Source organism: Streptomyces sp. KMM 9044 (genome assembly GCF_024701375.2).
GTDB lineage: Bacteria > Actinomycetota > Actinomycetes > Streptomycetales > Streptomycetaceae > Streptomyces.
Genome location: NZ_CP113910.1, coordinates 7,163,230 through 7,175,073 on the forward strand (window position 1 = coordinate 7,163,230; position 11,844 = coordinate 7,175,073).

At 71.9% G+C, this 11,844-nt stretch carries 10 protein-coding genes and 1 pseudogene; 10 read left to right on the top strand and 1 reads right to left on the bottom strand.

Going from position 1 to position 11,844, the window contains the following annotated elements; all coding sequences use genetic code 11:
- The first annotated feature begins 61 nt into the window (after positions 1-61).
- Positions 62-1,702 (top strand): phosphoglucomutase (alpha-D-glucose-1,6-bisphosphate-dependent), encoded by a 1,641-nt coding sequence (pgm, locus tag HUV60_RS32230; RefSeq protein WP_257853591.1) that lies wholly within the window; start codon positions 62-64, stop codon positions 1,700-1,702.
- A gap of 41 nt (positions 1,703-1,743) precedes the next feature.
- Here pgm and HUV60_RS32235 read toward each other — a convergent pair whose 3' ends face one another.
- Positions 1,744-2,253: a hypothetical protein gene (locus HUV60_RS32235; RefSeq protein ID WP_257853592.1), complete on the bottom strand. Its 510-nt coding sequence runs from the start codon at positions 2,251-2,253 to the stop codon at positions 1,744-1,746.
- A gap of 565 nt (positions 2,254-2,818) precedes the next feature.
- Between HUV60_RS32235 and HUV60_RS32240 the strand changes: the two genes are divergently transcribed.
- The 9 genes and pseudogenes from HUV60_RS32240 (at position 2,819) to HUV60_RS32280 (ending at position 11,841) form a co-directional block, all read left to right on the top strand.
- Positions 2,819-3,382, top strand: a complete 564-nt coding sequence (locus HUV60_RS32240; RefSeq protein ID WP_257853593.1) for a MarR family winged helix-turn-helix transcriptional regulator — start codon at positions 2,819-2,821, stop codon at positions 3,380-3,382.
- 124 nt (positions 3,383-3,506) lie between these two features.
- Positions 3,507-4,496: an alpha/beta fold hydrolase gene (locus tag HUV60_RS32245; RefSeq protein WP_257853594.1), complete on the top strand. Its 990-nt coding sequence runs from the start codon at positions 3,507-3,509 to the stop codon at positions 4,494-4,496.
- A 95-nt stretch (positions 4,497-4,591) separates the two neighbouring features.
- Complete coding sequence (locus HUV60_RS32250; protein WP_257853595.1) at positions 4,592-5,029, top strand: hypothetical protein; 438 nt, start codon at positions 4,592-4,594, stop codon at positions 5,027-5,029.
- A 93-nt stretch (positions 5,030-5,122) separates the two neighbouring features.
- A complete protein-coding gene (locus HUV60_RS32255; RefSeq protein WP_257853596.1) occupies positions 5,123-6,388 on the top strand; it encodes a glycosyltransferase family 4 protein in 1,266 nt (421 codons plus the stop codon).
- On the top strand, positions 6,385-7,206 hold the full coding sequence (locus HUV60_RS32260; RefSeq protein ID WP_257853597.1) for a transferase: 822 nt from the start codon (positions 6,385-6,387) through the stop codon (positions 7,204-7,206). Before HUV60_RS32255 ends, HUV60_RS32260 begins: the two co-directional genes overlap by 4 nt.
- Before the next feature lie 160 nt (positions 7,207-7,366).
- Entirely contained in the window at positions 7,367-8,500 is a 1,134-nt protein-coding gene (locus HUV60_RS32265) for a substrate-binding domain-containing protein (protein ID WP_257853598.1), read from the top strand.
- A gap of 149 nt (positions 8,501-8,649) precedes the next feature.
- Positions 8,650-9,982 (top strand): annotated as a pseudogene (locus HUV60_RS32270) (ABC transporter substrate-binding protein).
- A 29-nt stretch (positions 9,983-10,011) separates the two neighbouring features.
- Complete coding sequence (locus HUV60_RS32275; protein WP_257853599.1) at positions 10,012-10,971, top strand: carbohydrate ABC transporter permease; 960 nt, start codon at positions 10,012-10,014, stop codon at positions 10,969-10,971.
- Between the two features lie 36 nt (positions 10,972-11,007).
- Positions 11,008-11,841, top strand: a complete 834-nt coding sequence (locus HUV60_RS32280) for a carbohydrate ABC transporter permease (RefSeq protein ID WP_257853601.1) — start codon at positions 11,008-11,010, stop codon at positions 11,839-11,841.
- Positions 11,842-11,844 lie beyond the last annotated feature (3 nt).

An 11,844-nucleotide genomic window follows, 5' to 3' on the forward strand; every position in this document is an offset into this window, starting at 1 on the left:
GCCTCGAAGAGGAAGGATGGGTCCACAAGCGCAGAATCAACCCCTGCCAAGGAGTGGGCACATGCAGCACGAGCGAGCGGGCGGTCCGGCCGGTCCCGAGGATCTCGTCGACGTCGCCCGGCTGGTCACGGCGTACTACGCGGTGCATCCGGACCCGAAGGATGCGGGACAGCGTGTCGCGTTCGGGACGTCCGGGCACCGCGGCTCGTCCCTGGCGGGCGCGTTCAACGAGGACCACATCGCCGCGACCAGCCAGGCCATCTGCGAGTACCGCGCCGAACAGGGCACCGACGGTCCGCTCTACCTGGGCGCCGACACCCACGCGCTCTCCGAGCCGGCCAGGGTGACCGCCCTGGAGGTGTTCGCGGCCAACGGCGTCACGGTGCTCATCGACAGTGCCGACGGCTACACACCGACCCCCGCGGTCTCGCACGCGATCCTCACGCACAACCGTGGCCGCACCACCGGCCTCGCGGACGGCGTCGTCGTCACTCCGTCCCACAACCCGCCCGCCGACGGCGGCTTCAAGTACAACCCGCCCAGCGGCGGTCCCGCCGGTTCCGAGGCGACCACCTGGATCCAGGACCGGGCGAACACCCTGATCCGTGACGGTCTCAAGGGTGTCCGGCGCGTTTCCCACGCCCGTGCCCTCGCCGCCCCCGGCACCGGCCGTCACGACTTCCTCGGGACCTACGTCGCCGACCTGCCGACGGTGCTGGACCTGGACGCGATCCGGACCGCCGGCATCCGCATCGGGGCCGACCCGCTGGGCGGGGCGTCCGTCGCCTACTGGGGCCGTATCGCCGAGCAGCACGGCATCGACCTCACCGTGGTCAACCCCCTCACGGATCCCACCTGGCGGTTCATGACCCTGGACTGGGACGGCAGGATCCGCATGGACTGCTCGTCGCCGCACGCCATGGCCTCCCTCATCGCGCAGCGGGACCGCTTCGACCTCGCCACCGGCAACGACGCGGACGCCGACCGGCACGGCATCGTCACCCCGGACGCCGGCCTGATGAACCCCAACCACTACCTCGCCACAGCCATCCAGTACCTTTACGCGCACCGCGAGCAGTGGCCGGCCGGGGCCGGCGTGGGCAAAACACTGGTGTCGTCCGCGATGATCGACCGGGTCGCCGCCGACCTGAAGCGCGAACTGGTCGAGGTGCCCGTCGGCTTCAAGTGGTTCGTCGACGGACTGGCGGGCGGCACCCTCGGCTTCGGTGGTGAGGAGTCGGCCGGCGCCTCCTTCCTGCGCCGCGACGGCTCGGTGTGGACCACCGACAAGGACGGCATCCTCCTCGCGCTGCTCGCTTCCGAGATCACCGCGGTCACCGGGAAGACACCCTCCGAGCACTACGCCGCGCTCACCGCCCGCTTCGGCGAGCCCGCCTACGAACGGATCGACGCCCCGGCGACCCGGGAGGAGAAGGCCCGCCTGGCCAAGCTCTCGCCCGCGCAGGTCACCGCCGACACCCTCGCCGGGGGGGCGGTCACCGCGGTGCTCACCGAGGCTCCCGGCAACGGCGCGTCCATCGGCGGAATCAAGGTGACCACGGCCAACGCATGGTTCGCGGCCCGTCCTTCGGGCACAGAGGACGTGTACAAGATCTATGCCGAGTCCTTCCAGGGACCCGGCCACCTCCGCCGGGTGCAGGAGGAGGCCAAGGCGGTGGTGCTGTCGGCACTGGGCGGCTGAGGGGTCTCGCGCCGCGCGGTGTGCGGGAGCCGGGCGGCGCGTCAGCCGGCCCGTACCGCCGACGTGGTCGGGGACGGGGAGGCGAGGCCGGAGGGAACGGACGTCGCCGTGGGCAACTCCGCGGGGACGTCCTCCGACTGCTGCAGCACCGTGTCGCCGGGTCCCTGGTCCGGGGTGCCCGCGCCGGTGGACAGCTGGGACCACGTGCCCAGAACCAGCGCGATCGCGGCGGCCGTACCGAGCACCCGGCAGACGCGGCGTGCTCTGGCCCGCCTGTCCAGGTTCCGCCACGACGGTCCCTCCCACGGGTCGTCGGGGTACCAGAGGTCACCGACAGCGCCCGTACCGTCGGCCCCCGGCCCCGCCGTGCGTCCGCGGGCCGGCCGCGGCTGCCACCCCGACGCCCTCTGCAGGGCGGAGGGCTCGACGAGGGCAGTGGCGCGGATGGCGCGTTCGTTGTCCGTGAGGAACCGGTGCCAGACCTCGTCCGGCACCGACGGCGTCCCGTCCCTGCTCTCCGGTTTCTCGCCGTCAGGTCGCTGCGCGGTCACGTCCGTTCGTTCCTCTCCGGTGCGGGAGCCCGATGACGACACCACAGCTCACCCGTACCAGGATCCCGGGCAGGATCATCCCACAGCGCGAAATCGTCGGGCCAGGGGCCCGGCACCCCGGGCACGGGTCGTCCGGACCGGTGGGACCCGACGGCACAAAGATCGGGGTGGGGGCCGGAACGCGGCTCGACACCGCTGGAGCAGATCATGGCCGACGAGCCGGACCGCGTCGGCCCGCATGCCGGGCGTGCGCGGGTCTGCTGCCGCTGGTGGCGGTCGGCCCCGCTGTCGCAGGACTCGTCGGTGGCCGGCGCCGTGCCGGGGCGACCGGCGTACTGGCCCTGCTGCTCCGCCGGGCGAGCGCACGCATCCGCCGAAGGCCCCGGGGTCCCGGCGCACCGCGCCCCGAGGCCCTCTCTCGAGGACCTGGTCAGGCATGCCGGCGTGCCGCCCGGCGACGACGCCGCGAGACACCGCCCCGCCGGGCGGGGGCGGGTGCCCGTCGCCGTGTCGGTGGCGCAGCCGGAGGGGTACGGGCCGGGCGGGGGCGAGGTACAAAGGACCCATGCCGGAACGTGAGGTTCCCGCCGGGACGGGTGACGACGTCGACGCCGTCACCCGTGCGGTCCTGACCGCCTCACGGCTGCTCGTGGAGGTCTCCGCGCGGTCCCTGGGCGCGGCCGGGGACCGGGTGACCCTGCCGCAGTTCCGCATGCTGGTGATGCTGTCCACCCGCGGCGACACCACACTGGTCGCCCTCGCGGAGCTGCTCCACGTCGCCCCGTCCACCGCGATGCGCATGGTCGACCGGCTGATCGCGGCCGGACTCGTCGTACGGCGGACCAATCCGGCCAACCGCCGCGAGACGCTGCTGCGGCTGACCGACGAGGGCCTGCGGATCGTCGCGGACGTCACCGCGCGGCGCCGCGCCGAGATCGCCGCGATCGTCGGACGGCTCGCCCCCGAGGAACGGGTGGCGCTGGTCGGGGCACTCACCGCGTTCAACGAGGCGGGCGGCGAGCCACCTGCTCCGGACAGCTCCGGGGGTCCGGGGCGGCAGCTCCCGGACGCCCTGTGGTTCCGCCCGCCGGGCCCGTCTGCCGAGGACGGAGGCGCGCCGCGGGAGTGATCAGGCCGACGAGGAGGGAGCGTTGTTGCCGCTTCGGCAACAACGCTCCCTCCTCGTCGGCCCTTCCCCCCATTCTCGGAGCACGGTCCCGGCACGGGACGGATCCAGAGTCACGGGAGCACGCATGCCACCGCAGCAGCCCACGCACCACCTCACCCACCGGCTGGTCCCCTCCCCCGCGGGCCGTGTCCATCTGGTGGAGCAGGGCACCGGCCCGCTGGTCCTGCTCGTGCACGGGTTCCCCGAGTCCTGGTACTCCTGGCGCCACCAACTGCCCGCTCTGGCGGCGGCCGGATACCGCGCGGTGGCCATCGACGTCCGCGGTTACGGCCGCTCCTCCCGGCCGGACGCCCCGGACGCCTACCGCATGACGGAGCTGGTGGCGGACAACGTCGCGGTCGTGCACGCCCTGGGGGAGCGGTCCGCCGTGATCGTCGGACACGACTGGGGATCGACGATCGCCGCCGACTCCGCCCTGCTCAGGCCGGACGTCTTCCGCGCGGTGGGCCTCCTCGCCGTGCCCTACTCCCCGCCCGGCGGCCCGAGACCGAGCACCGTCTTCGCCTCGATGGGCGGCGACGAGGAGTTCTACGTCTCCTACTTTCAGGAGCCCGGCCGTGCCGAGGCCGAGATCGAACCGGACGTACGCGGCTGGCTGGCCGGTTTCTACGCGGCGCTGTCCGCCGACACCATGCCCGCTCCGGAAGCTCCGGGACCGTACTTCGTCGGTCCGGGTGGCGCCCTGCGCGACCGGTTCCCCACCGGCCCGCGGCCCGCCTGGCTCGGCGAGGCAGACCTCGACGTCTACGCCGAGGAGTTCGAACGCACCGGGATGAGCGGAGCCCTGGCCCGCTACCGGAACATGGATCGCGACTGGGAGGACCTCGCCGGCCGCACCGGCGCACCGCTCACCCAGCCCTCCCTGTTCGTCGGTGGTGGTCTGGACGCGTCCATGACCTGGATGGGTGACGCCATCAAGGCCTTCCCCGTCACGCTCCCCGGGCTGCGGTCCTCCCGCATCCTCGACGGCTGCGGCCACTGGGTCCAGCAGGAACGGCCCGAGGAGACCAACGCGATCCTCACGGACTGGCTCGCGGCGCTGTCGGCGGCTTGAGCGTGCGGGAGCGGACGGCCGGGCTTCAAATATGCATGCTAAGTTCCCATTTGAGAGGCTCTCGCGCACGGAGACGTACAGGACGGTGACACCCGATGACGGCAGGCGGCGGCGATCCCACCCCCGAGTACGGTGACGACGGCCCGCTGCCCCGGATGCTGTGCGACACAGCCGCGCTGACGGCCATCGAGGACGTGCCGGCCGGTGCCCTGTGGCGGCTCGCGGAGGCCGGCCGGCAACTCGACGCCAACGTCGTGCGTATTCCGCCCGGCCGGCAGGTCGACACGCACCGGGAGCCCGACCTCGACGTCCTTCTCCTCGTCCTGGCCGGCGAAGGCTCGCTGACCGCACCCGACGGCACGCAGCCCTTGCGTGCGGGCACCCTGACCTGGCTCCCGCACGGCTCCACGCGTGCGCTCGCCGCCGGGATCCAGGGGCTGACCTACCTGACCGTGCACCGCCGCCGCCCCGGAATGGGGATCAAGCCGTCCGGCACGGAGGCACCTTCGGCCGGCCGGCCCCGACGGCAGTGACTGGATGCAATCTTTCGTCCAGAGGGTGTAACCCGAACCAACAAAGTGATAACAGAAGACAACTTTTGAACGCTTTAAGCGGTCTGGTCCGCCATGAAGATCTCTTTCCTGATCCACAACGCCTATGGCATCGGAGGCACGATCACCACCACGTTCAACCTTGCCGCCGCGCTGGCCGAACGGCACGATGTGGAGATCGTCTCCGTGCTGCGGCACCGGGAGAACCCGAACCTCACCCCGCACCCCGCCGTGAGGCTCCGGCACCTGGTGGATCTCAGGCAGGAGAAGGACGACCCCCGGCACCGGAGACCGGCCAAGGTGTTCCCCTCGGCCGAGTACCGCTACCACCAGTACAGCGAGCTGACGGACCAGCGGATCGCCGCGTGCCTGGAGTCCGTCGACGCCGACGTGGTCATCGGGACCCGGCCGGGTCTGAACGTGCACCTCGCGTTCCAGGCTCCGGAGCATGTCGCACGGGTCGGCCAGGAGCACCTCACCCTGGACAACCACCCGCCCCGGCTGCGCACCGCGCTGCGCCGCGCCTACCGCCGTCTGGACGTGCTCACCACCGTCACGGAGGCGGACGCCGAATCCTACCGGCGCAGGATGTCGCTGCCCGGTGTACGGGTGGAGGCACTGCCGAACAGCGTCCCCGACCCCGTACTGCCCGCCGCCGACGGCACCGCCAAGGTGGTCGTCGCGGCCGGCCGGCTGGTCCCCGTCAAGCGCTACGACCTGATCGTCCGGGCGTTCGCCCGGGTCGCCGCCGCCCACCCGGACTGGCAGCTGCGCATCTACGGCAAGGGGGAGGAACAGGCCGCGCTACGCCGCCTGATCGACTCGCTGGGCCTGTGGAACAACGTCTTCCTCATGGGCGCGGCGACCCCGATGGAGGCCGAGTGGGTCAAGGGCTCCATCGGCGTGGCCGCCTCCCACTTCGAGCCGTTCGGCATGACCATCGTCGAGGCGATGCGCTGCGGACTGCCCGTCGTGAGCACCGACTGCCCCTACGGGCCAGGAGAGATCATCAAGGACGGAGTCGACGGCCGGCTCGTACCCGTCGGTGACGCCGACGCCCTCGGCGCGGCCCTGCTGGAGCTCGTCGGCGACGACGAACGGCGTCGCCGCATGGGCAGGGCAGCCCTCGACAACGCCCGCCGGTACGCCCCCGGACCCGTCGTCGCGCAGGCGGAACGCCTCGCCGGGGAGGCCGTGGAGGCCAGAAGCACCGGCCGGCGCCCCGCACGGGAAGAGGGCCGGGCCCACCGGCCCCTGTCCGGCCGGGGCCACGCCGTCGCCGACCTCGCCCTCGCCGCCGCCTCCGAGGCGCTGCGCACCCTACGGAAGGGACACCGATGAGTACCGCCGCACAGGACACGGGCGCACCGCGCGCCCGCTGCACGGTCGAAGCCGACGGCCGGACCACCTTCCGTGTCGCGCTCCGCTCGGCCGGACGCCCCCGGCTGGCCCTGGTGCCGAGACCGAAGAAGAACGCGCCCGAACCGCCGGCGCACCTCCTCGACCTCGAACCCCACGGCGGCGACGAAAGCGGCCTCCGCGCGGTGCTGGAACCGCTGCCGGCCCTCGCCGAGGGCCGCTGGGACGTGTATCTGACGAGGGAACCGGACGCGGTGAGGGAACGGCTGCGCCCCGGCCTGCGGGACCTGCGCGCCCTCGTCGACGGAAGCCTGCGCGAGCGGCCGTCCCCGGTGGCCGTCCGGGTGCCCTATGCCACGAAGGACGGCTTCCTCGCGGTCCGGTCCTGGCTGCGCACCGCCCACGCCGAGGCAGGCCGCCTCGACCTTACGGACGGTGCGATGACGGTCCACGCGTGCCTGCACGGTGCCGAACTCTCCGACAGCGCGAACGCGTTGCTCCGGCTGCGCAGCGACAAGGGCACCACGCGCTCCTTCCCGGCGCGGACCGAGGGCAGCGCCTTCTCCTTCACCGCGCCTTTCGGGGAACTGACCGGCGGGGCGCCAGGCGACCAGATCTGGGACGCCTTTCTCCGGCCCGCCACCGACGCCCCACTGGTCCGCATCGGCCGGCTGCTCGACGACATGGCCGACCGCAAGGCGGTGTACGTGTACCCGGCGCTCAGCGTCGGCGAAGCCGCCGCGCGCCCGTACTACACCGTCGACAACGACCTCGCCGTCGAGGTGACCGCCGTGCACTGAACCGGCCCCGTTTCGGGGTGTGTCGGGCCGCACACGGGGGCAGGTTACGTGTTCCACCTCCCGCCCGCCCCGGCAGCCCGGCAGAGCAGTCCCCCGCGTTCCGAGCGATCGTTATGATGGCCGGTATCGTTCAAACGAACATTTGGGCTCGGGAGGTCTCATGCGGGAGCCGGTCGATCTGCGCAGGCGGCGGATCCTCGCGGCGATCGAGGCCAGGGGGTCCGCCCGGGTGACCGACCTGGCCTCCGAACTCCAGGTGTCGGTGGTGACGGTCCGGCGGGACGCCGAGGAACTGGCACGCGAGGGCCGGCTGCGCCGGGGCCACGGCGTCGTCCGGTCCGCGTTGCCGCCCCAGGAGTTCCCGGCCCGGAACCTGCCGGGAGGCGAGTTTTCCCCGCCGAGTCCGCCGGACGGGCAGACGGTGGCCGTGGTGGTCCCGGAGCGGCACTCGTACCTGTACGAGGCCCTGCACGGCGCCCGCAGCGCGCTCGAGGCGGCCGGCCGGCGCATCGCGTTGCACATCGCCCCCCATGTGGCAGGCGTTGAAAGGTCGTTGGTGGAGCGGGCGCTCACAGACGGCGCCGCCGGCCTCCTCCTGGCCCCGCGCTGGCGGACGCGCGCCGACGAGGAGGCGGACCAGGACTGGCTGGCCGCACTGGACGTGCCCGCGGTACTGATGGAACGGCGACCGTGGCCGGGCAGTGCCCTGCACGCGATGGACTCGGTCTGCTCCGACCACGACTACGGTGCCCGTCTCGCCGTGGAGCACCTGGTGGGCCTCGGTCACCGACGGTTCGTGTTCGCCACCCGGGAGGACAGCCCCACCGCGCGCACCCTGCGGTCCGCCTTCGCCCGGATCGCCGAGGAGCATCCGCTGGTAGAGGCCGGGGCCTGGACGCTGAGCACCCCGGACGCCGGTCCGGGCGGGCCCTGCCCGGCCGCAACACCCAAAGATCTGTACGTGCGGCTGCGCGCGGTGGGGGCCACGGCCGCGGTGCTGCACGGCGACGTGGACGCGCTGATGCTCGTGCACCAGCTGGCGGACAACGGAGTGCGGGTGCCCGAGGACTGCTCTGTCGTGGCGTACGACGACGTGGTGGCCGGACTCGGCACCACACCCCTGACCGCGGTCGCTCCGCCCAAGGCGGAGGTGGGCCGGGCCGCGGCCGAGCTGCTGCTCCAACGGCTCGGCGCGCCGCGCGGCGCGCCGGCACCGGTGGTCCGGCGCACCGAACTCCTGCCGACGCTGACCGTCCGCGGTTCGACCCGCGCCCTCACGGTGAACCCGGACTGACCGAGCGGGCGTTACGAGCCGAACCCGATGAACGTTTGACCGCTTTGTTTTCTTCTGATCGATCTATTGACCGTTTGGTGGGCGGTCGTTGACGATTCCCGTGTCCCGAACAGTCGTGTCCTCGACACGCAGGAGTCGCGGGAGGCACCATGACCGATCGACACCGCCGTCGATCCGTGCTCGCCGCGATGGCCGCCGCACCACTGACAGGAGCCCTGAGCGCCTGCAGCGGGGGAGCAGCGGACACCCCGACGCGCAGCAGCACAGCGAAGAGCGGCAAGGCCACGCACATCACCTTCTGGTCCGCCCTGCGCGGCAGCCAGGAAGTCGTCGACGCGTTCAACCGCACCCATGACACCGTCCAGGTCGACTTCCAGCAGATCCCCACCGGCGGGCAGGGCGGCTACGCCAAACTGAGCAACGCCGCACGGGCCGGCAACGCCCCCGACGTGACCACCATCGAGTACCCGCAGGTGCCGGGCTTCGCCATCGACGGCGTCGCCCTCGTCGGTGACACGCTGCGCGACAGACTGCCGCCCCAGACGTTCGACCTGACCACATTCCAGGGACGGACGTTCAGTGTCCCGCTCGACGTGGAGCCGATGGTCATGCTCTACCGCGCAGACCTGTTCGACCACTACGGATTCGAGGTCCCGCGCACCTGGGAGGAGTTCGCCGCCCTGTCCGGCGAGGTACGCCGCAGAACGGGTGACCGGCGGCTCTCCCTCTTCCCCACCGACGGGGCGACGCAGTTCGCCGCCTACTCCTGGCAGGCGGGCGCCCAGTGGTTCGACACCCGCGACGGAGCCTGGAACGTCTCCCTCGCCGACGCCCCGACCCGCCGCATGGCCGCCTACGGGCAGGGTCTCATCGACCGCGACGAGGTCTACGCGAACGCCTCCGAGAGCCGGCAGTTCGACGCGCAGATCGCACAGGGCCTGATCCTCACCCGGCTCCACGGCGCCTGGGACGGCGGCGCCCAGATGAACGCACGCCCCGGACAGCGGGGCCAGTGGCGGATCGCCCCACTACCGCAGTGGGATCCCGACCGCCCGGCCGTCGGCACCCACGGCGGCTCCACGTTCGCCGTCACCAAGGACAGCCGCCACCCCCGAGGCCGCCATGGAGTTCATCGCCTGGCAGGTCTCCCACCCCGACGCGCTGCGCGCCAGGCTCTCCAGCGGCGCCAGCAGCCAGTACCCTGCCGCCACTGCCCTCGTCGGCGCCGGCCGGGAGGCCTTCGACCGGTCGCACTACGGCGGCCAGGACATCTACACCCTCTTCCGCCAGGAGGCGGAGAAGATCCGCGACGGCTGGGTCTGAGGGCCGCGGATGACCGCCACCGGCAAGGTGATGCAGGACTCGTTCGCCAGGGTCGCCGGTGGACGCGGCTCGCTCGTCGACTCGGTGCGCGCCGCCCAGTGCGGCACCATGCCCGACCTGAGGACGCTCGGTCTGTCCACCACCCGGCACAGCACCTGAGCCGCCCGAAAGGCAGGTGACCCACTCTCATGACCGTGCTCACCGAGCAACCCGTGCGGGCTCCCGCACCCCCCGCCGGCCACGCCCGCAGGACTGCCCGGCGCCGCCGGCTGGAAGCCTGCGGCGTGCTGATGACGTCCTTCCTCGCCCTGCTGCTCGTCGTCTTCCTGCTCCCCGTCGGCACCGCCGTCCACCTCAGTTTCTCCAGCGACGACCAGCCCGGCCTCGGCTTCGGTCCCGAACGCACCGTCTTCGTCGGGCTGCGCAGTTACGCCGCCGTGCTGACCGCCCCGACCTTCCTCGGCGGACTCGGCACCGTTGCCCTGTACTGCCTGATCTACCTCCCGCTGATGGTGGCCGGAGCTCTCCTCCTCGCCCTGCTGCTCGACTCCGGGGTGGTCCGGCTGCGAGCCTGGGCCCAGCTCGGCCTGTTCCTGCCGCACGCGGTGCCCGGCATCATCGCGGCCCTGATCTGGCTGTACCTCTACACCCCCGGCATCAGCCCGGTCGTCGACCTGCTCGCCCGCGCCGACATCACCATCGACTTCCCGGGCATGCACACCGTTCTGCCGTCCATCGTGAACATCGCACTGTGGAGCAATCTCGGCTACAACATGGTGATCTTCTACGCCGCCCTCCGGGCCGTACCCCGCGAGGTGATCGAGGCGTCCGTCGTCGACGGCGCGGGCCCCGTGCGCACCGCCCTCCAGGTCAAGGCACCCCTGATCCGGGCCTCCATCGTGATGGTCGCCATGGTCACCCTGATCTGGGCACTGCGGCTGTTCACCGAACCGGTCCTGCTCAGCCAGTCCTCACCGATGATCGACTCCCGGTTCTCGCCGAGCATGTACATCTACGACGCCGCGTTCAACCACAACAACTACCGCCTCGCGGCCGCCGCCTCGGTCGTCCTGCTGGTCTGCACCCTGGCCCTGTCCTACGGGATCACCCGTATCACCGGCCGCCACACCGGCGAGGAGGCCCGATGAGCGCCACCGACAGCACCCTGCTGCGCCCCCCGGCTGGTGGGTCGGGCCACGGCCAGAGCCGTCGTCGGCCTGTCCGTCCTCTACACCGTGCTGCCCGTGCTGCCCGTGCTGTGGCTGGTGCTGGCCGCCGCCAAGGAGCGCGACGCGCTGTTCGGCAGCGACCTGCTGTCCCTGACCGGCTTCGCGTTCCTGGACAACCTCAGCGGCCTGTTCGCCCTGGAGGGCGGCCAGTACGGACGCTGGTACGTCAACAGCCTCCTGCACGCGGTGCTGGGCGCGGCCGTCGGCGCGCTGGTGAGCGTCGCCTGCGGCTACGCCTTCGACAAGTACCGCTTCCGCCACAAGGAGAAACTGTTCGGGCTGGCCCTCGCCGCCGTCATGGTGCCGCAGACGGTACTCGTCCTGCCCCTGTACCTGGTGGCGTCCGAGGTCGGCGTCGTCAACACCTTCTGGGCCGTGTTCATCCCCGTCCTGTTCAACCCGTTCGGCGTCTACCTCGGCCGCATCCTCAGCCAGGGACATGCGCCCGACGAGGTGCTGGAGGCCGCCCGCATCGACGGCGTGGGCGCACTGACCACCTACTTCAGGGTGGCGCTGCGGATGCTGGGCCCCGGCCCGGTCACCGTGTTCCTCTTCCAGCTCACCGCGATCTGGAACAACTTCTTCCTGCCCATGGTGATGCTGTCCGACCAGAACCTCTACCCCATCAGCCTCGGCCTCTACACATGGAACAGTTCCGCGTCCGTCTCGCCCGAGTACTACCCCGTGGTCGTCATGGGCTCGCTCCTGGCCGTCGTCCCCCTCATCCTCGTCTTCGCGCTGCTCCAGCGCTTCTGGCGCAGCGGTCTGACCGCCGGCGCCGTGAAGTGACCG

Coding starts and splice junctions, on each gene's coding strand:
- HUV60_RS32250 (WP_257853595.1), top strand. CDS start 4,592: ATGACGGCAGGCGGCGGCGATCCCACCCCCGAGTACGGTGACGACGGC.
- pgm (WP_257853591.1), top strand. CDS start 62: ATGCAGCACGAGCGAGCGGGCGGTCCGGCCGGTCCCGAGGATCTCGTC.
- HUV60_RS32275 (WP_257853599.1), top strand. CDS start 10,012: ATGACCGTGCTCACCGAGCAACCCGTGCGGGCTCCCGCACCCCCCGCC.
- HUV60_RS32240 (WP_257853593.1), top strand. CDS start 2,819: ATGCCGGAACGTGAGGTTCCCGCCGGGACGGGTGACGACGTCGACGCC.
- HUV60_RS32245 (WP_257853594.1), top strand. CDS start 3,507: ATGCCACCGCAGCAGCCCACGCACCACCTCACCCACCGGCTGGTCCCC.
- HUV60_RS32255 (WP_257853596.1), top strand. CDS start 5,123: ATGAAGATCTCTTTCCTGATCCACAACGCCTATGGCATCGGAGGCACG.
- HUV60_RS32265 (WP_257853598.1), top strand. CDS start 7,367: ATGCGGGAGCCGGTCGATCTGCGCAGGCGGCGGATCCTCGCGGCGATC.
- HUV60_RS32260 (WP_257853597.1), top strand. CDS start 6,385: ATGAGTACCGCCGCACAGGACACGGGCGCACCGCGCGCCCGCTGCACG.